We start from the raw sequence: 26,032 nt of genomic DNA, 5'->3' as shown, positions 1-26,032 counted from the left end.
TTTTGTCAAAGTGAAGGACATCATGGATCCTAAAAGTTACAGGCTCCCCCAGCCAGTGCTGTTCAAACCCTTCAGTTTACCTGGTTAATATATCTTTTCCAGATTGGTAAACTCAGGTTTCGCTTCTCCTGCTGTAATTTCTCTGAAAGTATTTCCCTAACCCTTCACATACCCGTTCTGAGCAGAAATTGTCTATAATACCTGGTCTACAGACCAATTTTCGCATTACACATATATCTCTATACTTATCTCACTTTATTCCTTTTTAATTGTACATAAATATATCTCCGTTTTTTTCCATATGTTTTACACTGGAAACTTTCACTCCAGTTTTTTGATTCATTTGTTTGATTCATTTGTTTATAGGAAGAAGCGTAAAACCCGAAGTTTTCAGCTTCGTGGGATATAAGCATCAACTTTCCAAAGTTCTCTTGTTATTGCTTCTGCAAACTTATTTCGATTTTGAAGTCTATTACCCTGTGCTGAAACCCTGTGCTGAAATCCCAAAGCGATAACCAGGCACGGGATCGAGGTATTTTGCTCTCACCACAATGCTTTGGCAAGTTGGTTAACAGGGCAAACTTCACTCTCATACTCATTCTCTAAGGGCTAGAGACTGTGCCAGCAAAAACTGGAATCCGAAAGGAAGGTCAAGTACATATTTTCACCGGGCACGGGGTAGAGCCTGCTTGACTTGTGGACAATGGTCTGGAGGATGACACAGGAAGTCTCTGAGTCTTTAGCTCAGGGGTAGTTCACTTCTCTCCCTAATTTATCATGAGTAACTCATTCATCCCCCCTCAGGTATGAGGCTGCCTTTTCCGGAGAAACCGTATTGATGTAAATTCCGGTATTCAGCTCGAACCCGGCAGTAGTGGAGATCCGGGGCAGCAGCCTGAGGTTCAGGTGGTACTCCGGAGTTTCAAAAAGCTGATAGAACATATGGTTATAGGGCATGTTTCCGAGTACTTTTGCGTAACTCCTGAGAACCTCTCTCAAAATCTCCCCGAAGGCAAAAAGGAGCTCCGGACTAAAATCCCCCAGAAAACTTATATGCTCTTTTGGAAGGATCCAGACTTCAAAGGGTCCTATTGAATAGTAAGGGGCAAAAGCCACAAATTTGCTATTTTCATGGATTAAACGTGGTGAGGTTTTTTCTGTTTCAAGGAGAGTGCAGTAAGGGCACTTTTTTCTTTCTCTAATAGCCTTCAGTTCCCTTTCCAGGCCCGGAGGGCAAACCGGCAGGGCGATGAGCTGGCTGTGTGTATGGTCCAGGGAAGCGCCTGCGGATTTTCCAGAGTTTTTGAACAGGGAGACATAACGGATTTTTTCATGGGCTGCGTAATGGCAAACTCTATCTTTATAGACCCTCATAAGCCCGGATATTTCAGTGTCGGAGAAGTCCTTCAGTTTTTTCCCGTGCACAGGGGACTCCACTATTATCTCATGGAAACCGGACCCCGGGAAAACTTCAAGACCTTTTCCGGGAAATCCGGGGGGAGGTGACGCAGGAGAATGTGCAGGAGAATGTGCAGGAGAAAGTGGAGGAGAAAGTGCAGGATAGAGGTTTGGAAAACAGCGAAAATCCCAGTTGCTTACTCTTTTTTCCCCGGTATCGGCAAAGACCTCCCCATTCTTATATACCGCAGTTGCAGGAGGCGTTTTTTCTTCATTTGCCCCGCAGAACACGCAGCTTTCAGAAGGGTTTTTTTCGGAGCCTTCGGGCGGTCCTGCAAAATCCGAAGGTCTTTTTGCTCTCTCTTCAGCAATTATGCAGTATTCGGGGAGAAAATAATGCTTTCTGATTTCGGACATTTTCGGAAAACCTCAACTCATTCCTTATTTCCGTTTTCACTCTTTTCCGGAGACCTCATTCCTGCGCACAGAAGCGTGCTCCGCTTATCAGTTCATAATACTGTTCTGTGGGTTTTTCCCAGTCCATGTCCTTTGCAAGGAGAAAAGCTTCCCTGCAGAGAAGTTTGTATTTTACCCGGTCGTCTACGAAATTTCGGGTGAAGTAACTGACTGCCAGGGCGTAGTCAAGGACTGTCTCATAGTAAGAAAGGTCTATGTTGTCTACAACTATTACTCCTCCCAGGCCTTCTACCAGGGATTCGATAGTTTTTATGGCATCACTGAAACCGCAGACCCGGCTTACCACACTTGGGGTCCCCTCTCTTCCGGCTTCAAGCCCTGTGAGGAGGAACGGGTCATAGCGGGAAGGAAACACTCCGGCACAGCAGCCAGCCATAAAGTCTCTTGCTCCCATTTCCAGCCCTCCGTCCTCTGTTGAGATTATCTGGGGATAGAGGACCGCTGCAACTGAACGCTTTCCCCTTACCATTTTCGGAAAATCAAGCCCTTTCTCCTCTATCATCTGCTGAAGCCTCAGCTCGTTTCCTACAAGCACATCTTTTGGCAGGTTTACCGGAAACCCTTCCGGAAGGTTAGTTTTTGGGCCTTCGGCAGCTACAAGGAAGCAGACTACCTTTATCCCCTCTTCCATATGCCCTTCCAGGATGCTGTTCCTTATTACATGCTCGAGAGCTACAAGGGAATCGAGAAGGTCAGGGTATCCTTTGTTTTCGACCTCTATGCGGGAGATTGTGAAAATGGGAATGATCTTTTCAGGCTCGATCTTTTCCCCTCCGTAATACCTGTACAGGTTTTCGGAAAGGAAATTCCGGATCTGTGTAAGGCAGCGTTCTTTCCGGTTCCAGTCTATTTTTTCGGATTCGATGGTTATCCCGTTTCGGATTACAATCCCGGAAATCCCATAAAAAAGTCTGGCTTCCTGCCGCGTGGATTCCCCTACTGCCGTAACCGTGTCTGCATACAGGGCAAGGGCTTCGAGGGAAGCAAGGTTTTCAGGCACACCCGGAGGCCATGTGCTGTCATTATTTCTTCTTTTTTGAATTGAGTTATATCCGGCAGCCCTGCCGGGAAGGGTAGCATGCAGGGTTGCGACAGTATTTATCGGGACCCCCAGTTTCTTAAGTCTCGCAGGTGCATAAAATGTTCCGAACTCATGGCAGTGCAGGGATACCCCGGGACAGGGAATCAGATCTTTACCCGAGCCTGTTTCTTCTGCCCAGGTGTCGGCAGTTTTAGGAGCCGAACTTACAAGAAGCCGGATAAGCTCGGAAATCGAATGTGAAAGAGAAAGGTAATGGGTATATTCCGCGCCATTTGGCATGCTTTCATATCTAAGGGAGTCAAGCCCCAGGAGTTCATAGGCTTCGGCTTTGATCCGGCTTTCGAGGTTCATCTCTTTTCCCAGATGTGTCGAGCGTATTTTCCCGAAGTCCGAGGTCTGAAATTGCAGGTAACCTATCCGGGTTTTCCCTACCATTTCCTCTCCTGTGAACACTTTAATGCCTTCGTTTTCAAGGGCTTTCAAACTCTTCTCCAGCTCTCCGTCAGAGCTGAGTGGGGCAAGCCCGTTCATATCCGTAATCCTGTTCAAGCCCCGGTTCCAGTCCGCGCCTCTGTGCCCGAAATATGGCCCTGCAACAAGGATTTCTGCGTCTTCTTTTGCCTTGAGTTTTCCGGAGTCAAAAAGAGCCGCAAGGGTATGTGCCTCTTCATTAATGACGTTCCAGATCCCGCCCATTTTATTTGATACAGGTCCTGCCTCTTCTCCGGCAATTATTATGAAATGGTTTCCCAATTCCTGAATTCCCCCTCAGGTTTTTTGCCTTTAGATTCGGTGTTTATTTTTAATTCGCCTGTGAATATTAATACCTATCAATTGATAAAGGAAACTGATAAGGGCGAGAAGGAAGGGAACTATAAAACAGGATAAGGATTGAACAGGATAAGGATTGAACAGGATAAGGATTGAACTGGATAAGGATTGAACAGGATAAGCCCAGATAAGGGCGGAAAAAATATGGGCCGGGGAAAAAAGTTTTCAGATCCGGGTTTTAAGCCTGGGTGTGAGGGCAGGCATCGAACACTGAAGCTTTTGTTTTTGCGTAACAATTCTCTACAAGCTGCAGAGTCCCTTCGAGGTCTGTGACCTCAAACTCAAAGAGTGTAGCGAATTCCTTTACATAGGCATCAAATTCTTTTTCGTAGGCAAGGCCTGAATTTATCCTTGCAACTTTTTTGTAACCCGCATAGTCAAAGACAAACTTCGACATCTCTATATTATTCGGGTCCTGGCTCAGGCCTGCAGCCCGGAGCATTTCCCTCCAGTTTACAGCCCACATGGGGGTCAGGAAAAAGGTCGCTCCGTTTCTGCCGTTTTTCAGGGCTTTCTGGTAGTTACCTCTGCCCCCGAGCACGGCACTGATACAGTCATCCACGATTTCTCCGTTTTCTTCTTTCAGGATACAGACTTTGCAGTCCAGGTTTTTGAAGTCTTCTTCAATTTGCCCGAGCACGTTCCCGCAAAGCCCGTAAAAAAGCAGGATTCCATCCGAGCGGGGTGCCATAAGTTCTACTTTTGAATAAACGGTTTTTTTAAGGTTTTCAGGGATTGCATGCAGGGAAAATTCAAGCATGTATACGATTAGGGTTAAACCTTTATCTTTTCCTGCCGATTTATCGGGAACATCTTCAAGGGGGAGAGCAGTGTGTGCAATTCCTGCTTCTGTCATCTTTTTCATGATGCCGTCGCAGTCTTCGTTTTCCACTACGAGCACTTTTCCAATTTCAGGGTCGTTTTCAAGAAGATGCATTATCTCGTCTTCGAACATCCTGCACCCTATTATGGTTATTACTGGCATGTAGACTCCTCTGGCATGTTTAATTCCTGGCAACTCGGGGTTTTCTCATTTTGAAAGCTGATAGTGCGTTCTCTGAGGGATTTCGTGTAATTTCCAGAAAAATGTCTTAAAAATCATATTCTTAAAAAAATCACATAGTACAGGCTTTCTATAAATTTATATTTTCATCTTTAAAAATCTTCATTTATTATTTTACGTGTACCCTTATATACATAAGCGTTACTAAAATGTACTAATTAATTTTCTGGTATATTCCAATGACTTGACGTAATGCCTTCAAAAAAGTTTAAAAATTTCAAAAAAAGTTGATCATTTTTGAGTCAATCCTTAAGTACTAAAACCCTGAAAGTTCTTTTTGAACAAAATGTTTTCAGGCTGTAAGTGAGGCCTGAGCAGCATACTTTGCATTAGACTGTACGATTTTTGCGCTATTTCAGTGCTACCTTTAAGTTCTATAATCTCGAACCCGAAGTCAAGCGCAAATTCTTCTATTTTTTTCTCAAAATCAGGTTCATAGGAAAGCCCTGTGTCGACCCTTGCAACTTTCCGATACCCGAGTTCTCTCAGGTTTTCAGGGGTGAATTCAAAACCCCCAGGCGATTTCTCATTCACTCCGAAAGCGTTTTTCCAGTTTGCGGCCCACATGGGAGTTAAGAAAAAAGTATCACTGTGGTTTTTCAAAATTTCCCGGTAGCGGGAGCTGCCTCCAAGGGCTGCTGCAATGCAGTCTGCAAGGGGCTGTGCCGGTCCGCCTGCACTTCTGTCCTGCAGCAGCTGTAGAGAGCATCCGGTATGTGCAAAATCTTTCTGCATCCGGGAAAACGCATGCCCGCAGAGCCCGTAGAAAAGGAGGATTCCGTCTGCAAACCGGGATATCAGGTTCAGGTTTGTATATGTTTTACTTTTGAGCCTGGAAGAGTTCATATGGAGTCCTATCTCCTGAAGCTGGACAATAACGCTGAATTCATCACTTTGTTCCAGGCAAGCCCTGATCTCGTGAACAGGCAGGACCACCGGCTTAAGCCCCTTAACTTCAAGTTTGTGCAGGAGGCCGATGTTTTCGTCATCTTTTACGAGGTAAATCCTTTCCACTTCAGGGTCATTTGAAAGCACATGGACAATTTCGTCCTCGAATACCCTGCAGCCGATTATTCCCATCACTGTCATGATATAGACTTTGCCCGGGACTATTAAAGAATATCCTTATCGGGAGAGCTAATAACTCTTAGTAGAAAACGAGGGTTTTTAAATACTGCGAGGTTTTTAAATATTGATTCATTTTCCTCTGTCCCGGTAAGCTCTGAAAAAGGCGGATTTTCAGGGCTGGAACCGGAATAGGCATTGGGCGGATTTTCAGGATTGGAGCCGGAATGGGCTTTTCTTCAGCTCCAGGCCTGGTAGTAACCTTCTCTTTCCAGGACTTTTACGGAAAGGGAAAAAAGCTCCGAGAGGTTTGCATCTGTCAGGACCTCCTCCTTTTTCCCGTCCCTGAAGATTTTCCCTTCCTTTATGAGGACCACACGGCTGATTTCGGGAATGACATCCTGCAGGTTGTGAGTAACAAGGATCACACTTTTGCCTGAAAGGGCAATTTTCCGGACGCTTTCGCGGAAACTGTGCAGGGCTTTTAAGTCAAGGCTGTTTGCAGGTTCATCCAGGAAGAGCGCCTGCGGGTCGTGAACAAGAGCTCTCCCTATCAGAACTCTTCTTGCTTCCCCTGTGGAAAGTTCGCACATCAGCCGGTCTGTGAGGTGGGATATCTCAAGGAACTCCAGAACTTCCTCTGCCCTGGCTTCCATTTCAGGGGTCACTTTGTGGTTGTAATATATGCCTATGCTGCTGAAAAACCCTGAGAGTACAACATCAAGAACCCGGATCTGGCGGCAGCACGTCTGCTGGAGTTCCCCGGAAACTATCCCGAGAAGCTTCCTGAGCTCAAAAACGTGCCAGGTCTCTTTACCCATGATTTTCAGGACGAGCCCGTCGGCTCTTGCCAGTGGGTGATATTCTTTTGTTAATGTCTTTATCAGGGAAGACTTGCCAGAGCCATTGGGCCCTATAATTGCAACATGTTCTCCGGGCTTGATGGAAAGGGATACGGAGTCAAGGATCTTTTTCCCACCTCTGACCACTGTAACATTTTTCATTTCCAGCAAGGGGGGGAAGTTCTCTATCTCCGGGTTTTGTAATTGTTCATCCATTAGTATCATCTTTTAGTTTGAAAGCAGATTTTCAGCCAGTATTTCAGCCGTTATCTCCAGCAGGGCGCTCAATTCAGGATTTTGCTGGACCACTTTTTGCTGATCGCTTTTTGCTGGACCATTTTTTGCTGGACCACTTTTTGCTGGAATCATCTTTTGCAGGAGTTTTCTTTATGTAGGAGTTTTCTTTTTGCAGGAGTTTTCTTTATGTAGGAGTTTTCTTTTTGCAGGAGTTTTCTTTTTGTAAGAGTTTTCTTTTTGTAGGAGTTTTCTTCTTAGAAAAAACTCTCCTTTTTATACCTTTCCATACTTGCAGCATATCCCTTAACTGGCAGGAAAACATGGCTAGAAAAATTCCTTCGCGTCCTATCTTAAAAGCATCGGACATCGGTTAGATATAATTTCCAAAATTTACTCCTAACTGACTTCAGGAGCCTTTAAATTTTCTTTTTTCATTTTAATTCTTAAAAATTTCTGTTTAATAATTATTTATCTGTTTGTTCGCTAATTTAAGTTTGTTTAGACCTTTGTTTCATATTCGACAGCTCATAAACACCTTAAATATTATTAAAACCCTTTACCTTCCTCTTCCTAATATTTGTAAACCTCTATCTTAGTTTCTTACGTTTATATAATCTTATAAATTAAATTCGCTGTATCCGAAAAACAGAGAAGTAATCGAGGGGGTTTTTTGTTGGAAGTTAACTCTATTCGGAGTTCGTTCTGGTCTTTCCTGTACGATATCCGGTTTATTATCCTTTTCTATGTGATCGGGGATTGGGCTTCTACCTTTTACGCCTTGCCGTTTGGCGCAGAATATAACCCTGTTCCTGCAATGATCCTGGAAAATTACGGGATTTATCATCTTCTGCTTATAAAAGTTGCATTCATTATGCTGCTCTTTTACGTAGCTCCGATAATCAAAACTTCAACGGGGCGCTGGAATCTCACAAAACACATAATAGAATCCGTAGGCATCCTGGTAACGATAAACAACCTTATGGTAGTCTGGTACGGAGTCAGCCTTATAGAAACTGTGGGGCTGGTCTGAGTTTTTACAGCCCCCCGAACTCAGGATTCTTTTCCTCCATTTTTATTTTCAGTCGAATACCCCGCTAGCTTGCTGCGGGGATGGAAAACTTCCCCGGTAACCGTTAATAATAATATGATTTATCAATTCAATTTTTTGGTTGTTAACTCCTGCTCAAACTAAAGTTTTTAGGGTTATTGTCTTCTTTAACGGAATTTGGAGCGGTGGCGCGAACATACCCCGTTGCTTGCGGCGGGGTGCGCCAGCGCAACTTTGATTTTTTTCCACTGGTTGATCTGAGCTCTATTTTTACTGCTCCCCGGCTGTCCTGTTGCTTATCTGCTACTTACCTGCTGTTTATCTGTTGCTTATCTGCTACTTACTTGCTGTTCACCTGGTTTTGGCATATACGAAGCAGTCATAATACTCTTTCCTTATTCTGTGGATCTTTTTTGCGACTCCTTCTTTTTCGTATCCGCACTTCCGGGCAACCTGTTCACTTTCGAAGTTTCGAGTATCCATCAGGATAACAATTCTCTGTAGTTTCAGTGCGCCAAAACCAATTTTCTCAAGCTGCTTTACAGCTTCGGTTGCAATACCCTGCCTCTGGTATGCGTTATCAACAAGATACCCGATTTCCCCCATCCATGGCCTGTGCTGGTCGATCCCGATCCCGCAGATCCCTACAAGTTTTTCGTCATAAAGAATTGAATAGTTGTGTTCAAAATTGTTTATCCTTTTTACCCCGTTCAGCTTCAGGAATTGTTTTTCATCTTCAAGGGTTTTGATTGGGATTTCTATAAACTCAAAGTCCGTATGTGTGAGAATTTCAAATAGGCGCTCGGCATCGGAAAGTTCTTGAGGGCGAATCTTTACTCGAGGCATGATGGGAAATTGAGCTTCCCTCATGAAAAATGTTTTTAATGCCTTTCAGATTTTTCTTTCCGGACCTCATTTCAACATTTCTCGTCCGGTCAGCTTACCTTTCTCCTCCGGATTTGCGTACCTTTCTCCTCCGGATCAGCATACTTTTCTCCTCCGGATTTGCGTACCCTTCTCATACCTGACCATTTTCAGAAATGAAATTTCGCACCTGAAAAACAAGATATAAGTAACACCTTTGATTAAATAAAAAACTGTGCAAACCGATGTTGTATCCAGGGTCAGAAAGGACTTAATCGAAAACGTGGACGAAAAAACAAAAAACAGTAGTTCCCGTTTTTTTAAAGAAGCGGTGAAGTGCTACGGGGTAAAGTCTTCTACTGCTGGTAAAATTGCAAAGGACTATTTTAAGGAGCTGAAGCAGGCAGGACAGGCGGACAAAATAAATATATTTCTCCTGTGTGAAGACCTCCTGCAGTCGGACTACTGCGAGGAAGCCTATATCGCCTTCGAATGGGCATACGATGTAAGAGCCGAATACACCGAAGCCGATTTCTTCGTTTTTGAGCACTGGGTCGAAAACTACGTAAACAACTGGGCGAAGTGCGACACTCTCTGCAACCACGCGGTTGGCTCTTTTATCGAAAAATTCCCCTCTTACATTGAAAACCTCAAGCTCTGGACCCAATCGGACAACCGCTGGCTCAGGCGGGCGTCAGCCGTAACCCTCATCCTGCCTGCAAGAAAAGGCCTTTTCCTGCCAGATATCTTCGAAATCTCAGACCTTCTCCTCACAGATAAAGACGACCTCGTCCGGAAAGGCTACGGCTGGATGCTGAAAGAAGCCAGCAAATCCCACCTGCAAGAAGTCTTCGATTACGTCATGAAAAACAAAAAAGAAATGCCCAGGACCTCCCTCAGGTACGCAATCGAAAAATTCCCTGAAGATCTCCGGGCTAAGGCTATGGAAAAATAAGCTGCAGAAAAATAATCTGCGGAAAAAATAAGCTATGGAAGTCAAGCTGTGGAAATATCAAAAGTGGGGAAACAGGAAAAGAAGGGTAGACTGAGAGAAGGGCAGACTGAGAGAAGGGCGACTGAGAGAAGGGCGACTAAGAGAAGGGCAGATCGCAGGTTAAAAAAATTTAAGGGAGCAGGGAGTTTTTCCGATGCAGTACCCCCATACTGCATCTTTTAACTCCTTTCTCCCCATATTCTCTTGTTTTTTTGTTCCCATATATTTTGCCAGCAGTCTGGTTTGCGGGCGGATCCATTGATTCAATCTTTGTCTGTCTGCCAATTAATTAAATGTCTTCACAAGTATTTTGTTCTATTTGCTCAGTAATGAGAAGGACTTAATATTTCTGAAGTTCTGATGAGAAAGTTTATTTCGTATCTATCTTTTCTATGCTTCCCTCGATGATGTAATGAGTATGTGACTCTTTATTTTTATTGGGTGTGATTAAATGTGATAATGTGGAAATATAAAACTCTTAAATGAGGGGAAAGAGAAGATAGATGAAAATAGCTTTGTTTTCTCAAACCCCTCAAGGTTTTGATTTCCTGTATTTTGTCCAGGCGGTTAAATAGAGGCAATTTTTCCTGCATCAGTTATTATGTACCCATTGTCCCCGTCTGCAATATACCCCATTGATTTTAGCTCCCTTAAGTGGTTGTAAGTCATACCCTTAGAAATCCCGGCAGTTGCCGCAATCTGAGTGACAGCAGAAACCCCTTTCTGGATCTCTTCAAGTATCAGTTTCTTTGTTTCCGAGAGGTTGAAGCTCAGCACCGGAAAATCAATCATCATACTGTCTTCCTCGGTCACATATACAATTCTCTGTACCATATCGTTCCTGGCATATGCCCCGAAAAGCGCTCCAAAAGCCTGCGGCTTCCGCCCACCCGAAACATTGACAATGACCTGGTTGCCTCTATCGTGTTCCTTTTCAATCAGCTCGGCAACATCTTTTGCTACGCGGACGGTATCATAAAGAGAGGTATATTTTTTCTCAACTTCAAGCGCGTTTTTAAAGGTCTTCTCAATCATTTCCTCGGATTGCAACTTCTTATCACCCGCCCCTTCCTCTGACAGCAGTATAATTTTCGAAGGGGAAAGCCGGGTCACACAGATAATTACAGGTTCAAGAGCGTAGATTGTGGAGATAAGTGTGAGTTTTGGCATTAAATGATTGTATTGTTTGGTTCGGTTATATGTTTTCCGATGTGAGGTATAGGTTAGTTTACATAATATGTTGATTAATATAATTAAATTTAGAAACGTATATATACAATATAACTAATGAATGTTTAGGGTGTACAAGTTCAGGGTTGAATTTGAAAAAAGAAACTGATTTAATGAATTAATTTCATTATCTATTAGATTATTTTATGAGGGTGTAATTTCTGTGATCGAAGCGATAAAAGAAATTGGTGAGTATACACTCGAAAAAGAAAATAAAGATCTAAACGATTTCGTATCAATCTTAGTTGAGAATCCTGCAAGCAATGAAACTTATAAGCATGTATTCTGCATCAAGTTTGCGTCCAGCCAAGATCATTTTGAGTTTAAAGGAATTGAGCATCAGGAGTATTCAAAAGAGAAAATTGCAAAATATCTCTACAAGAGAGGGTCATCTAATGGTCCAGACATCACTCCTACTGCAAGAGTCACAGAAATCAAAAAAACTTTTTCTAACAAGATCATAGGTTGGTTCTCAAAGCCTTTGAAAGAAGCAAAGCCCATATTGGATGGTGAAGAAGTACAATTTTTGGAGCTTCTTGGAAAGTGTATAAAAGAAAATGAAGAGATAATACTTTCGGAGCTTGAACCTAAAGTAAACTCAATAGATGCAAAGGAAAATTCGATATTAACCTTAGTTCTTGAAGAAAATGGCTTCATCAGATATGTCGGAGATTTTGAGGTATTTCGAAAAATCCTTAAAAATAATGGGGCTTCTAAATTTTACAGCAAATATGATATTGTCTCTAAAGAGGATGATAAAGTATGTTCTGTTTGCAAAACACATAAAGAAGTTTATGGTTTCGTTACACCTTATGAATTTTATACCGTAGATAAACGAGGGTTTGTTAGCGGGGGTTTTGACCAGAGTAAGGCATGGAGAAACAATCCTGTTTGCCTTGAATGCGCCTTGAAAATCACAGCAGGAAAAGAATACATTGAGAAATACATGTCTTTTGGTTTTTATGGATTCAATTTTCTCCTTATCCCCAAGTTACTTACTAAGAATGCAAACGAAGATATTTTTGACGTTTTTGAGAATTTCAATGAGAAAAAATTTGCTTTTAACGAGGGATATCAAAATTTCTTGCAGGCTAATGAAATAGATATCCTTAACATTCTAAGTGAAAAGGACGATTATCTTAATTTTAATATTCAATTTTATGAAAAATCCAATTCTGCGTATCGCATTCTTTTGTATATAGAGGATGTACTTCCTTCAAGGCTAAGAGAACTTTTCAAATCCAAAGAAATCGTTGACAAGAGGCAAATATTCAGTAACTATTTCTCTAATGATACTGAAACAAAATCAATTCAATTTACATTAGGTAATGTAAGGTGTTTTTTCCCGAATACTCCAGATGACCCGAACACGAACAAATATTTTTTAGAAGTAATAAATGGGATATTTACGGGAACATCAATTGATTACAATTTTTTATTAAAGTATATAATGCAGCATATTAGAAAAGATTTCAGGAAGGAAAATCCCATTAGGTATTCACTATTTCAAGGGTTTCAAATGTTAGATTTCTTAAGTCAGCTGCATTTGCTTGGAAATTATAATGGAGGTAAATGTGTGAATTCTAAGAATTTATCGGTTTTATTAAGTGATATAGCACCAAAGGAAAACAGTGGTTACGAGGAACGGACAAATGTTATCTTTTCGGAATTTTATAATTTTTTCAATACCGATGCAAAGAAGGCTATTTTTTTAGAAGGGACACTGGTCCAGTATCTACTAAATATTCAAAAATACCAGCGTGGAAGCACTCCTTTCAGAACTAAACTTCGAGGCCTGAATCTTGATGAGCGTCATGTGAAAAGGATCTTCCCTGAAATCATAAATAAACTAGAAGAGTATGATTCAAATTATTATAAAGAACTCGAAAATCTGATATCTAAATACATGATTCAATCAGGCACTAATTGGAAAATGCCAAACGATGAAATCAGTTTTTATTTTGTTTTAGGTATGAATATGTCAAACCTTTTAAAGTCACCTAAATCTGAGATGGAGGTAAAAAAATGACTGACGTAAACAGAAGATCTGAAATTGTATTTTTGTATGATCTGAAAGATGGGAATCCAAATGGAGACCCACTTGATGAAAACAAACCAAGGATTGATGAAGAGACAGGGATAAACCTCGTAACGGATGTTAGACTCAAGAGAACCATTAGGGATTATCTCAATAAGTTTAGAAATGAAGAAATTTTTGTGAGAGAAATTTCAGACGAGAAGGGAGACATCCAAGATGCAAAACTGAGAGCTAGAGATTTTTTAACGACTAAAGAGCCTCTCGATGCTTTTGAAACAGGGAAAAAGAACATCGATGAAAATATTTTAAATAAATGTATCGACGTTCGTCTTTTTGGTTGCACTGTGCCTCTTGAACTTAAAGTCCAAAACAAAAAAGAGAAAGAAAAAGAAAAAGAAAAAGAAAAAGAGAAAACGGGTTCAATAACCCATACCGGTCCTGTACAATTTAAGATTGGAAGATCAATGCACAAAGTGTTCATGAAACATTTTAGGGGAACTGGAGCATTTGCATCCAAGGAAGGAGCCAGCCAGAAAACCTTCCGAGAAGAAGATTTCTTGCCCTATTCTTTGATAAGTTTTTATGGAATTATTAATGAAAATGCGGCAAAGGATACAAAACTTTCTGAGGAAGATGTAGATCTGCTTCTTGATGGAATGTGGAATGGAACTAAGAATCTGATTTCCAGGTCAAAAGTAGGACAGGTTCCCCGTCTCTTGTTGAAAGTAAACTACAAAGAGGGAAATTATCACATTGGAGACCTGAACAACCTTTTCACTCTAAAATCTGATCTGATTGATGAAGAAATTAGGGACATCTCACAGGTGAAGATTGATGTTCAGAGGCTGGTTGAAATACTGGCTAAAAACAAAGACAAGATCGAAAATATCCAGTTATGTCTGGACGGGTCTCTTGTATTCATATATGGCGGAGAAGAGACGGACTTCGAGAAGTGTCTTAATGAAGCAGGGATCGGCACTGAACAATTATCAATGTGAGTTAAGAACATGAAAGTATTAGTTTTCGATGTATGGGGAGAATTTGGGCATTTCCGAAAACACTATACTACAACTTCTCCCCTTACGTATTCCATTCCTCCTCGAACAGCCATTGCTGGAATGATTGGTGCAATAGAAGGGCTTGGAAAAGATGAATACCTGAATTATTTCTCTAAAGAAGATGCAAATATTGCAGTAAAAATATGCTGTCCTATCAAAAAGACCAGAATTGCAGAGAATTTGATCGACACCAAAATTGCTCCTATGATGAGCAGAATAAAGACCAGAACCCAGATCAGATTCGAGGTATTAAAAGATGTAAAATACAGGATTTATTTTTCTCATTCCTCGGAAGAAGTATATAACAAACTTTATTCTATGTTAAAAGAACACAAGTCGGTGTATACTCTGTGCCTTGGTCTAAGTGAACACATTGCCAATTATGAATTCATAGGGGAAATGGAGGCTGTCAGTGAAATTTCAGATTCTGAGAGGGAAATCTATTCTGTAATCCCCGAAAAAAAGCTCCTAAAAATCCATTTCGAAGAAGGAAAAGAGTATTTCTCAGAGACTATTCCGATAGAAATGCTTCCCAATAGAGAAGTTACAGAATACGGCAAAGTTTTGTTTGAAAAAAATGGAAAAAGTATTGTTGCGAATGTAAATAATCTCTGGAGGCTTGAGAATGGAGAAGGAATTGTCTTCATGTGATTTCCATCTTCATTCCCATCCCGATAAAATACTATTTAGACACTTATCCAATGTAGGAAACAAATCTATCTTGACCAGTAGGGAGAAAATCTTATCTCTAGAAAAGTTTGGGATCGATGAAAATACCTTTTCTAAAATAGCATTTCTTATAGGGATCTGTCATGATTTTGGGAAGGGTACAAAGTACTTTCAAAGGTATCTTTTTGAGACAGATCCTGCCATACAAAGGGGCTTAAAAAATAAAAAAGAATATCATCATGGCCTTATTTCAGCTATTTTTACCTACTATATATTAGAAAAATATGTAAACTCATTAAATAATGACAACAGTCTGAGATTAATTCCCACCATAGGATATCTTATTGTAAAACGGCATCATGGGAACTTAAAAAATGCTGAAGATGAAATTCGAGAATTGGTAAATGAAGATACCCTTGAAGTTATCGATCTTCAAATAAAATCGCTCGAAATAAGCGAGTTGAAAACAGTCTATGAGCAGTTACTAGATGGTTATGATATTTCTTTTGACATCGACACTTTTTGTAATGAATATCGTTCCATTGCTGGCGAGATTTTAAAAAATCGAAGAAAATTCGTAAAATTGCTCAAGGAAGAGCAATTTACAGGCTATTATTTAATTACATTAACTCTTTATTCAATTCTCATTAACTCTGATAAGATTGATGCTTCTTCTATTGATGTTTTCAGTGAAATCGATATTTCATCTGAACTTGTGGATAAGTATAAGGTAGAGAAGGGCTTCCAGAGTAATGAAAATACAATCAATAAGGTACGTAATGAGATCTACAAGGAAGTCACAGAAAGTATTGAGAAGCTTGACCTTGATAACAAAATATATTCAATAAGCGTTCCTACAGGTTCAGGGAAAACTCTCACATCGCTTTCATTTGCATTAAAATTGAAAGCAAGATTAAGAGAGGAAAAAAGAATCAAGGCAAAAATTATTTATTCGCTACCTTTTCTGAGCATAATAGATCAGAACTATGATGTTTTTGAAGACGTTTTTAAAACAGTTGAAAGGGCTAATCCTACTGAAGACGTGTTGCTTAAACATCATCATCTTGCAGATATTTTTTACAAAACGCAAGAAGACGAAGAATTTGAAGGGCTTAAGAGTCTATTTTTAATTGAGGGATGGAACTCTGAAATAATCGTTACCACTTTTGTCCAGTTTTTCCATACAATTGTATCTAATAAAAATCGCTCACTCAGGAAATTCCACACCATTGCAAATTCGATTGTAATACTTGATGAAGTCCAGTCAATTCCTCATAAGTACTGGTTACTGTTAAAACAGCTTATTTCGGGTTTTGGTGAATATTTTAATACGTATTTCATTTTTGTGACAGCAACTCAACCGCTTATTTTCGATCCTGAAAAAAAGGAAATTCTCGAGCTGGTTAATAATAAAGATAAGTATTTCAGGGAATTTGATCGAGTTAAGCTGGAAATAAACCTGAATCCAATGAATCTTAATGATTTTAAGGAAATAATTGAATCAAAAGTTAAAGAGAATCCCGAAAAGGATTTCTTATTTGTATTGAATACAATTAAGTCTTCTCTAGATATATTTAAGCATTTAAATGACCTGGAACTTGAAAATAGCAGTTATTATTATCTTTCTACCAACATTGTCCCAAAAGTGAGACTTAATAAAATTAAAGAAATTAAAGAAAAGTCGGAAAAAAGAAAAATTATCGTTAGTACTCAGCTTATAGAAGCCGGAGTGGATATAGACGTAGATATTGTCTACAGAGATTTTGCGACTATTGATTCAATAAATCAGGTGTCAGGACGATGTAACAGAAATTCTTCAAAAAGTTATCGGGGAGAAGTAAATATTGTTGTCCTGAAAGATGAAAGGAAAGAGTTTCATCGATATATATATTCAAGTTTTCTTATCGACAAAACAAAAGAGGTATTGAAAGAATCCCCGTCTGAAATTTATGAGGCAGACTTGCTTTTATTAAATAACAACTACTTCAGGAAAGTTAAAGATACTTCAAGTGAAGATGAATCAAAGGAGCTACTATCATGCATAAACGAGCTTAAATTCAAAACTCTTACTTCAGATTTCAGGCTAATAGACGATAAAGCAGGCTATGAAAAAATAGATGTGTTTGTTGAACTTGACGTTGAGGCGGTTGAAATCTGGAAAGAGTACATCTTAATAAAATCTCTTAAAAATCCTCTGGAGAGAAAAGAGAGATTTCTGGCGATCAGAAAAAAATTCAGTGAATATATAATTTCCATACCTAAAAAAGACTTTTCCTGTGAAGAGCCAGAGGACCTCAATATTGGATACATTCCTTTTGAACAAATAAAACATTATTATGATCCTGACACCGGTTTTGTCTTTGAATTAAAGTCCAGCATGATGTGTGATTAACATGAAAGTCAAAACGCTAACTTTAACTCTTGTCCCTGACCGAAAAGTAGGACCAAATGCCTCAAAACTTCGAGGGTTTTTCGCGACTCGGTTTAATGAATATGTACTTTTGCATCAGCATAACTGCGATAAAGTAATTTACATGTATCCTTTAGTCCAATATAAAATTTTGAATGGCATTCCTTTAGTTTTCGGAATAAACGAGGGTGTAGAAGTCCTTCAGGAAATTTACACTAAATATGACAAAATCAAGCTAGATGAATCCACGTATGAAATTCTGGAAAAAAAAGTATCCTTTAAAGAACAGGAGTTCGGCCTTTCCGACAAATTCCACACCTACAGTTTCGAAACTCCCTGGTTTGCCCTCAACCAGGAAAATTTCACTGATAGATACAAAAAGATGGATCTTACCGAACAAAAAGAACTCCTCCGAAAAACTCTGGTAGGAAACATTCTATCCATGTCCAAGTCCCTTGGCTACACTGTTCCGGGACAAATCAAATGCGAGACAAATTTGCGTCCTGGTACTGGTAGAATGAAAGGGGTAGAAATTGCCACTTTCAAGGGGGAATTTATGGTAAATTTCCTCATTCCGGACTATTTCGGCCTTGGAAAATCCGTATCTCGCGGTTTTGGCACGGTGAAACGATGCAGCTTGTAATCAACACCCACGGCTCATTTCTAAAAAAGCAGAACAACTGTTTTCTTGTAAAAGTTGATGATAAGGTCTTCGAAGTCTCAGAAAAAAAAGTGGACAGCATTCTGATTACAACATCTGCAACCATAACTACAGATGCGATCAAATTTGCTGTGGAAAACAATATCGACATCGTTTTTCTGGACCATTTCGGAGACCCTTACGGCAGGGTCTGGCACTCAAAACTCGGGAGCACAACATACATCAGAAGAAGGCAGCTTGAAATTTCGGAAGAGCCGGAAGGGTTCAGGCTTGCAAAAAGCTGGATTGAGCAGAAGGTCGATGGCCAGATCCTTTTTTTGAAAGACCTCAAAAAGAATCGGCCTGATCAGAAGGACGAACTTGATGATTACATTTCTGGGATGGAAGATATGAAAGCCCAGCTTGAAGCCCTTGAGGGGAAACTTGATGAAATGCGGGGAAAAATCATGGGCCTTGAGGGAATGGCATCGCGCAATTATTTCGGAGCTTTGAGTTTTCTTCTCCCAGATAAATGGACGTTTTCAGGCAGAAGCCGGAGCCCTGCAAAGGATGAATTCAACTGCCTTTTGAATTACGGATATGGAGTTTTGTATTCCAGGGTTGAAAAGGCGTGCATTATAGCCGGGCTTGACCCTTATGTCGGCTTTAACCATACTGATGACTATAATAAAAAGTCTTTTGTGTTTGACCTAATTGAGATGTACCGCATCTATATTGACAGGACTGTTTTCAACCTTTTCTCAAAAAAACAGGTGTCAGAGAGTTTTTTTGATGAGATCCCAAACGGCATGACTCTCAATAAGGAAGGAAAATCCGTCCTTATCCAGGCGGTCAATGAAACCTTTGATAAAGATATTACTTACCGCGGCAGGAATATCAAAATTGGAAACACAATCCAGTTCGACTGCCACAGGATTGCAAACAGCCTTATCGGGAAATAAAAATTTTAACGTTATAAGTTTGTGAAGCTAATAATGTAATATTCGGTAAGATTCGGTAAGAATAGGATTAGAATTTGGTAAGTATAAGATTAGAATTCGGTAAGAATAAGAGTAGAGGGGATTGGGTTTGCTTGTCTGGGTAATATATGACATTACGGAAAACAGAGTCCGTCAGAAAGTCAGTGACCGCTGTAAAAACTATGGGCTTTACAGAGTTCAGAAAAGTGTATTTCTTGGAGACCTTAATTCGAATGATAGAGATTCTCTGGGCATTGAGTGTGAAGAATTGATAGACACTGATAGGGATTCTGTATATATTTTTCCCATGGATGACCAATCTTTTAAAAAGGTTCAGCTGATAGGTCAGGCCTTTGATAAAGAGCTTGTAAGCGATGAAATTATTACTAAATTCTTCTGAGTTTTTGAGGTTCATATGACGAGTTCTGAGTTTTCGGTGAATGAGGAAAAGGCTGAAACAGGCGTTGAAAAAGATACAGACGTTGAAATCGATCCCGAAGATGAGGACTGTACAGCCGTTGAACCTTATTCTGATAATGATTCCGGAACAATAATAAGAATTTCAGATGTTCTTGAATACCTGTTCTGCTCCCGCTTCATTTACTATATGTACTGCCTTGATATCCCCCAGTATGAAGAAAAAAGATTCAAGGTTATCAAAGGTCGTGAAGTCCATGAAACAAGGAAACTTACAAACAGGGATTATGTAAGGAAAAAACTGAACTGCACAAGGAAGGAAAGTGAAGTTTTTATTGCTTCAAAACAGCATCATATAAAAGGAATAGTTGACGAGGTGCTGTTTCTTGAAGACGGAACCGCTGCTCCTCTTGAATACAAATTTGCCGAGTATAAAGACAAGATTTTTAAAACCTATAAATTCCAGCTGGTCTTGCAGGCACTTTTGATCCGTGAAAATTACAATATTGAAGTAAACCGCGCATACCTCTGTTTTACCCGCAGTAACAGCCTTGTCAAAGAAATGGAGATCAGCGCCTCTGATTTCAAAAAAGCTGAAAAAATAATAGAGGAAATCATCGATATCATTCAAAAAGGCTTATATCCCAAGACAACCAGATCTTCTAGAAAATGCGTAGATTGCTGTTACCGGAATATCTGCGTATGAGATGTTTTTCTTGTATTTATAAAGGGTTTGATAATTTTCCAGCAAGAATTTTAGCCCCGAAAAAGGGCTCATTTTAAGCCTTTTCTGGCCAAACGCCGGAAATTTTTGCCCTATTCGCGAGCAAGATCCACTAAAACAAGGATTGAAACTAGAAAATATATTCCATCAGAAAATATTTAATCTGGATTCGCGAGCAAGATCCACTAAAACAAGGATTGAAACGGAGAGTGGGATCAATTGTAGTGCCAACCAACGAAATTCGCGAGCAAGATCCACTAAAACAAGGATTGAAACCTCTAACAATATTGAGTATGGCGTATCGTGTTTTGAATTCGCGAGCAAGATCCACTAAAACAAGGATTGAAACACACATAACCATCCGTATGGCAGTTCATTTTCCCCGCATTCGCGAGCAAGATCCACTAAAACAAGGATTGAAACGATGTGAATCCGTGGAAGCCGAAAAGCTGATAGACGATTCGCGAGCAAGATCCACTAAAACAAGGATTGAAACTAAAACGCTTTGTATTTCTCAGGATCAATTATATAATTCGCGAGCAAGATCCACTAAAACAAGGATTGAAACTGATGATCGCAAATTCATATGAACGTCATTATTACGATTCGCGAGCAAGATCCACTAAAACAAGGATTGAAACTGAACAAGAAATCCGAACCGTCTGTGAATCCATCGTTATTCGCGAGCAAGATCCACTAAAACAAGGATTGAAACCTGCAGATTCCGGTTCATTCTCCCGCTATTTCTCCCATTCGCGAGCAAGATCCACTAAAACAAGGATTGAAACACTCCTTAAAATATATTTTAAACTGTTCTGCCCGATATTCGCGAGCAAGATCCACTAAAACAAGGATTGAAACATCCTGTTTTCATACTGTAGGATTGTTTTTTTAGGATTCGCGAGCAAGATCCACTAAAACAAGGATTGAAACGCTGTTCAGAACACCAACTCGACACTGAGTAACAATATTCGCGAGCAAGATCCACTAAAACAAGGATTGAAACTATAGTAGTTGCGCATATGTAAATTCATATATATAGATTCGCGAGCAAGATCCACTAAAACAAGGATTGAAACAAAACCCTGATGCCTACCATCTGCCCTATATACATACATTCGCGAGCAAGATCCACTAAAACAAGGATTGAAACTATACAAATACGTAATACTTATATGTATGCAATGGGTATTCGCGAGCAAGATCCACTAAAACAAGGATTGAAACTTGTGGAGTCGGAGGGTTTCAATAGAACTTCAAATTATTCGCGAGCAAGATCCACTAAAACAAGGATTGAAACAAGGCGTTTCTGCATCTATTCCGAGCTGTTTTCCTAATTCGCGAGCAAGATCCACTAAAACAAGGATTGAAACATGTGGTTCATGTATCCAGATGTGTATTCATCAAAGGCATTCGCGAGCAAGATCCACTAAAACAAGGATTGAAACCAAATTAGGGTAGGGTAATCGGCAGGTAAACATAATTCGCGAGCAAGATCCACTAAAACAAGGATTGAAACTGGTAGACATGATTCCCAAGGAAATGGGAAAGTTTGATTCGCGAGCAAGATCCACTAAAACAAGGATTGAAACTTGGTGAAGGCTCTTCCACAACTGTCTTTTTAACATTCGCGAGCAAGATCCACTAAAACAAGGATTGAAACTAGCCTCTAAGTCATTTTTCCATGTGACTCGGAATAATATTCGCGAGCAAGATCCACTAAAACAAGGATTGAAACTACAAAAAAGGGGATGATTGGTTTAACGGGTCCGATTCGCGAGCAAGATCCACTAAAACAAGGATTGAAACAATAATCGAGCGCAGTATGATTTGTATAAAACTCAGATTCGCGAGCAAGATCCACTAAAACAAGGATTGAAACTTATTTTTCATACAATGTGCCCAAAAACCGGCTTTCATTCGCGAGCAAGATCCACTAAAACAAGGATTGAAACTACACTTCTCAGATGTTCTCTCAATGTCTCTCATTATTCGCGAGCAAGATCCACTAAAACAAGGATTGAAACCACAGATAATATACTCATATACTATTGGAGATGAATGATTCGCGAGCAAGATCCACTAAAACAAGGATTGAAACTACTGAACTAACTGAAACTTCAGCGTTTTAGGACCATATTCGCGAGCAAGATCCACTAAAACAAGGATTGAAACCCCAATCGTCACAAAGCAAATCATCTATTCTCGGATGATTCGCGAGCAAGATCCACTAAAACAAGGATTGAAACAATATACTCTGGAGGGTGCAGGCCTTAACGACCAGATTCGCGAGCAAGATCCACTAAAACAAGGATTGAAACTCAATGATGTCATTGCCAGCGCAGCTTCTGGGGCGATATTCGCGAGCAAGATCCACTAAAACAAGGATTGAAACTTATGAAGGATTCAGCGTGTTGGTTTTCTACTACAATTCGCGAGCAAGATCCACTAAAACAAGGATTGAAACTCCCATACTTCATCGAATTGGGTACAAACTGCCCATATTCGCGAGCAAGATCCACTAAAACAAGGATTGAAACCGCGACGACATATCATGGACTGTAATAGATATTGATATTCGCGAGCAAGATCCACTAAAACAAGGATTGAAACATTATTCAAAGGAAGCAACAGCAACATGGTATGTTAATTCGCGAGCAAGATCCACTAAAACAAGGATTGAAACCCCATCTTCAGTAAGCAATTCCAACATAGGATCAGAATTCGCGAGCAAGATCCACTAAAACAAGGATTGAAACATTTTAGGAAATGTTCATATTCTTTCCCACTGATATTATTCGCGAGCAAGATCCACTAAAACAAGGATTGAAACAAAATTATGAAGGATGGTATGAAATTAGTAATTTAGATTCGCGAGCAAGATCCACTAAAACAAGGATTGAAACTTTCAACGTACTTAGGGTTATCTTTGTTTTCCTCAATTCGCGAGCAAGATCCACTAAAACAAGGATTGAAACTAAATGTCTGCTACAGAAACAAAAAGACTTGAAAAAATTCGCGAGCAAGATCCACTAAAACAAGGATTGAAACTATATTAGGACGACAGTCAGACACACAATGCCCACAAATATTCGCGAGCAAGATCCACTAAAACAAGGATTGAAACTTCGCCAGTTGCGTAGTATTTCAATAACCTTGGTATTATTCGCGAGCAAGATCCACTAAAACAAGGATTGAAACCGAAGGGCTCAAAAACTACACTCCTGAACAGCATTCGCGAGCAAGATCCACTAAAACAAGGATTGAAACCTTCCATATACCGCACTTGCCGGTATAATATTTTTTATTCGCGAGCAAGATCCACTAAAACAAGGATTGAAACAAGAACATCAGGCTACACCAATAATGTCATTGTCGCATTCGCGAGCAAGATCCACTAAAACAAGGATTGAAACATAGTGGATGATCCTATCCGTAGCAGGGCAGACGCGATTCGCGAGCAAGATCCACTAAAACAAGGATTGAAACCTAAAAAGGAAGTCTAAATAAATCTTATAACAGGGGGATTCGCGAGCAAGATCCACTAAAACAAGGATTGAAACTCTTTGGGCAATCAAAAAAGAACCGGGGGACTAAAAATTCGCGAGCAAGATCCACTAAAACAAGGATTGAAACTTTCCAGACCATCATGCTACATGCCGGACTCTTCGGATTCGCGAGCAAGATCCACTAAAACAAGGATTGAAACACCTATCTACTTACATACGTAATTACTACTACAATAAAATTCGCGAGCAAGATCCACTAAAACAAGGATTGAAACGTACCAGTGTTCGTTCCTTTTGGGCATAACCCATGCTATTCGCGAGCAAGATCCACTAAAACAAGGATTGAAACTTCAAAGAACACTGACGCAATTGAAGGAATGACCTAATTCGCGAGCAAGATCCACTAAAACAAGGATTGAAACATTTTAATACGGCTTCTAACCTTTCCGGGCTTGCCCTATTCGCGAGCAAGATCCACTAAAACAAGGATTGAAACTTTCGACCCGGACACCGTTAATTTTCAGGTCGAATTCGCGAGCAAGATCCACTAAAACAAGGATTGAAACATCATTTCCAACATTAAGACCGTTGACAACTTCCCAGATTCGCGAGCAAGATCCACTAAAACAAGGATTGAAACCCCCCGTACTCATCGGTAACCTATCTTCATATTCCGATTCGCGAGCAAGATCCACTAAAACAAGGATTGAAACACAATTAGGTTGTTCCGAACTAACAAGCCGGAAGCCATTCGCGAGCAAGATCCACTAAAACAAGGATTGAAACACATTCTGGCAGCACTTAAAATTTGTACTCGCGAATATTCGCGAGCAAGATCCACTAAAACAAGGATTGAAACGTTGCAGAAAAGCCAAGTCCGGACAGCTGATCTATTATTCGCGAGCAAGATCCACTAAAACAAGGATTGAAACTGTATCATGGTTTCTTGTACGTAAATATGCTGCAAATTCGCGAGCAAGATCCACTAAAACAAGGATTGAAACTGAGTTATGATATTGAATTAGGGCAGGGTGATTCTGAATTCGCGAGCAAGATCCACTAAAACAAGGATTGAAACGTATTTTTGTGTGACGTTGACATGGATTCTATACCATTCGCGAGCAAGATCCACTAAAACAAGGATTGAAACAGATCTTCAAGTTCCATTCATTTCAACTCCTTTTTATTCGCGAGCAAGATCCACTAAAACAAGGATTGAAACCATATTCGCTAAATATAGCAGGGGTTACCTCTAGTTATTCGCGAGCAAGATCCACTAAAACAAGGATTGAAACAATGTACCGCATATCTCTTCCGAATCCCCTCTCTAAAATTCGCGAGCAAGATCCACTAAAACAAGGATTGAAACTATAATGTATATAAGTAGACATATATAAAACTATTTGAGGAGTTCAAAAATTCGCGAGCAAGATCCACTAAAACAAGGATTGAAACTACAGCTAGTGACAAAGCCCCCGTACTTTCAGGGAGTTATTCGCGAGCAAGATCCACTAAAACAAGGATTGAAACTAAAGAGGAAATAATAAATGAGTACGATCTGTAAAATTCGCGAGCAAGATCCACTAAAACAAGGATTGAAACCAGTTATGACACTTGTAAATATGTGTATATGGCGCAATTCGCGAGCAAGATCCACTAAAACAAGGATTGAAACTCACTCCCCCCCTTAGATCTCGGAATAATATGATGAATTCGCGAGCAAGATCCACTAAAACAAGGATTGAAACAGACGTGGCTGACTGCTTTTGTTCAGGGCAAAAATATTCGCGAGCAAGATCCACTAAAACAAGGATTAAAACAGGATCGCTTTTTTCGCCGGTATGACCCGGTTCATAATTAAATATATATCTATGGTATATATTCAATGTATATATGGTGTATACATAATGGTCCAGGCAATGATCAATATTGACGAAAAAACAAATCGTATCCTTAATATTATAAAAGCCAAATATGGCTTGAAAGATAAAAGTTCTGCTATTATGCGTATGGCAGCTGAATATGAAAAAGAACTTATGGAGCCTGAGCTTAGACCTGAATTTGTTGAAAAGGCCCGGGAAATCATGAACCAGGAGCTTATAGATGTGGGAACAGTTGAGAACTGGAAAAAAATGCTTGAAAAAAATGCTTAACTGTTGACCTGACATGTATCGGCTATAGGTAAGGCCAGAAGTTCAACAAAACTGTTGAAAAGCTGGCAAAAAAGACAAAAAACAGGTTGAAATTATATTCAGCAAGGTGAATGAGATAGTTCAGGACCCTCACAGATACCAAAATTTGAGATCCCCTCTCAATCACTGGAAAAGAGTGCATATTGACTCTCACTTTGTATTGCTTTTTTCTGTGGATGAAAAGGAAAAAATTGTTATTCTGGAATATTATGGTCATCATGACGATGTATATTGATGTTGATCATCGACGTGAAATCGAAAGATCCTGATTGCAACTGGTTTGAAAACTCGTCAGAGATTGAAA

The 26,032-nt window shown here is 40.0% G+C and carries 20 protein-coding genes and 1 CRISPR repeat array; of the genes, 12 read left to right on the top strand and 8 right to left on the bottom strand.

Translation table 11 applies throughout. From position 1 onward, the window contains the following. Positions 1-786: 786 nt before the first annotated feature. From PHF18_RS06580 to PHF18_RS06555, 6 genes are all read right to left on the bottom strand, one after another. Positions 787-1,815: a DUF4921 family protein gene (locus PHF18_RS06580; RefSeq protein ID WP_300100038.1), complete on the bottom strand. Its 1,029-nt coding sequence runs from the start codon at positions 1,813-1,815 to the stop codon at positions 787-789. Positions 1,816-1,870: 55 nt separating this feature from the next. Continuing rightward, positions 1,871-3,670, bottom strand: a complete 1,800-nt coding sequence (locus PHF18_RS06575; protein WP_300100035.1) for a glycosyltransferase family 4 protein — start codon at positions 3,668-3,670, stop codon at positions 1,871-1,873. A gap of 256 nt (positions 3,671-3,926) precedes the next feature. Then, positions 3,927-4,733 (bottom strand): DUF1638 domain-containing protein, encoded by an 807-nt coding sequence (locus PHF18_RS06570; protein WP_300100032.1) that lies wholly within the window; start codon positions 4,731-4,733, stop codon positions 3,927-3,929. A gap of 327 nt (positions 4,734-5,060) precedes the next feature. Then, a complete protein-coding gene (locus PHF18_RS06565) occupies positions 5,061-5,900 on the bottom strand; it encodes a DUF1638 domain-containing protein (protein WP_300100029.1) in 840 nt (279 codons plus the stop codon). A gap of 215 nt (positions 5,901-6,115) precedes the next feature. Further along, positions 6,116-6,934, bottom strand: coding sequence for an ABC transporter ATP-binding protein (locus tag PHF18_RS06560; protein WP_300100026.1), 819 nt, complete (start codon positions 6,932-6,934; stop codon positions 6,116-6,118). A gap of 12 nt (positions 6,935-6,946) precedes the next feature. Then, positions 6,947-7,087: a hypothetical protein gene (locus tag PHF18_RS06555; RefSeq protein ID WP_300100023.1), complete on the bottom strand. Its 141-nt coding sequence runs from the start codon at positions 7,085-7,087 to the stop codon at positions 6,947-6,949. 541 nt (positions 7,088-7,628) lie between these two features. On the opposite strand from PHF18_RS06555, the gene PHF18_RS06550 reads away from it, so the two are divergent. Continuing rightward, positions 7,629-7,985, top strand: coding sequence for a hypothetical protein (locus PHF18_RS06550; protein ID WP_300100020.1), 357 nt, complete (start codon positions 7,629-7,631; stop codon positions 7,983-7,985). Positions 7,986-8,354: 369 nt separating this feature from the next. Here PHF18_RS06550 and PHF18_RS06545 read toward each other — a convergent pair whose 3' ends face one another. Next, positions 8,355-8,849 carry a GNAT family N-acetyltransferase gene (locus PHF18_RS06545; RefSeq protein WP_300100017.1) on the bottom strand — a complete coding sequence of 165 codons (495 nt, stop codon included), beginning with the start codon at positions 8,847-8,849 and terminating at the stop codon, positions 8,355-8,357. 253 nt (positions 8,850-9,102) lie between these two features. On the opposite strand from PHF18_RS06545, the gene PHF18_RS06540 reads away from it, so the two are divergent. After that, positions 9,103-9,822 carry a DNA alkylation repair protein gene (locus PHF18_RS06540; protein WP_300100012.1) on the top strand — a complete coding sequence of 240 codons (720 nt, stop codon included), beginning with the start codon at positions 9,103-9,105 and terminating at the stop codon, positions 9,820-9,822. A gap of 48 nt (positions 9,823-9,870) precedes the next feature. Beyond that, positions 9,871-10,044, top strand: coding sequence for a hypothetical protein (locus tag PHF18_RS06535; RefSeq protein WP_300100009.1), 174 nt, complete (start codon positions 9,871-9,873; stop codon positions 10,042-10,044). Positions 10,045-10,428: 384 nt separating this feature from the next. Here PHF18_RS06535 and csa3 read toward each other — a convergent pair whose 3' ends face one another. Then, positions 10,429-11,031 (bottom strand): CRISPR-associated CARF protein Csa3, encoded by a 603-nt coding sequence (csa3, locus tag PHF18_RS06530; protein WP_300100006.1) that lies wholly within the window; start codon positions 11,029-11,031, stop codon positions 10,429-10,431. 223 nt (positions 11,032-11,254) lie between these two features. On the opposite strand from csa3, the gene PHF18_RS06525 reads away from it, so the two are divergent. From PHF18_RS06525 to PHF18_RS06485, 9 genes are all read left to right on the top strand, one after another. Beyond that, complete coding sequence (locus PHF18_RS06525; protein WP_300100003.1) at positions 11,255-13,120, top strand: TIGR02556 family CRISPR-associated protein; 1,866 nt, start codon at positions 11,255-11,257, stop codon at positions 13,118-13,120. After that, a complete protein-coding gene (gene cas7b / locus PHF18_RS06520; RefSeq protein ID WP_300100000.1) occupies positions 13,117-14,127 on the top strand; it encodes a type I-B CRISPR-associated protein Cas7/Csh2 in 1,011 nt (336 codons plus the stop codon). The genes PHF18_RS06525 and cas7b overlap by 4 nt, the downstream gene beginning before the upstream one ends. Before the next feature lie 9 nt (positions 14,128-14,136). After that, a complete protein-coding gene (gene cas5b / locus PHF18_RS06515) occupies positions 14,137-14,838 on the top strand; it encodes a type I-B CRISPR-associated protein Cas5b (protein WP_300099997.1) in 702 nt (233 codons plus the stop codon). After that, positions 14,813-17,248, top strand: a complete 2,436-nt coding sequence (cas3, locus tag PHF18_RS06510) for a CRISPR-associated helicase Cas3' (RefSeq protein ID WP_300099994.1) — start codon at positions 14,813-14,815, stop codon at positions 17,246-17,248. Before cas5b ends, cas3 begins: the two co-directional genes overlap by 26 nt. 1 nt (position 17,249) lies before the next feature. Then, the gene (locus PHF18_RS06505) at positions 17,250-17,909 is read left to right on the top strand and encodes a CRISPR-associated endonuclease Cas6 (protein ID WP_300099991.1); all 660 of its coding nucleotides are present in this window, start codon (positions 17,250-17,252) and stop codon (positions 17,907-17,909) included. Next, entirely contained in the window at positions 17,897-18,868 is a 972-nt protein-coding gene (gene cas1, locus PHF18_RS06500) for a CRISPR-associated endonuclease Cas1 (protein ID WP_300099988.1), read from the top strand. Before PHF18_RS06505 ends, cas1 begins: the two co-directional genes overlap by 13 nt. 127 nt (positions 18,869-18,995) lie before the next feature. Next, a complete protein-coding gene (gene cas2, locus PHF18_RS06495; RefSeq protein WP_300099985.1) occupies positions 18,996-19,286 on the top strand; it encodes a CRISPR-associated endonuclease Cas2 in 291 nt (96 codons plus the stop codon). A gap of 15 nt (positions 19,287-19,301) precedes the next feature. Then, positions 19,302-20,009 (top strand): CRISPR-associated protein Cas4, encoded by a 708-nt coding sequence (cas4, locus tag PHF18_RS06490; RefSeq protein ID WP_300099982.1) that lies wholly within the window; start codon positions 19,302-19,304, stop codon positions 20,007-20,009. Between the two features lie 112 nt (positions 20,010-20,121). After that, a CRISPR array of direct repeats spans positions 20,122-25,356; the repeat unit is 37 nt; unit sequence ATTCGCGAGCAAGATCCACTAAAACAAGGATTGAAAC. 87 nt (positions 25,357-25,443) lie between these two features. Beyond that, positions 25,444-25,689: a DUF2683 family protein gene (locus PHF18_RS06485; RefSeq protein WP_300099979.1), complete on the top strand. Its 246-nt coding sequence runs from the start codon at positions 25,444-25,446 to the stop codon at positions 25,687-25,689. Positions 25,690-26,032: the final 343 nt, after the last annotated feature.

This window comes from Methanosarcina sp., from assembly GCF_028693135.1.
Lineage (GTDB): Archaea > Halobacteriota > Methanosarcinia > Methanosarcinales > Methanosarcinaceae > Methanosarcina.
This window is presented reverse-complemented; position numbering and strand designations above follow the sequence as displayed.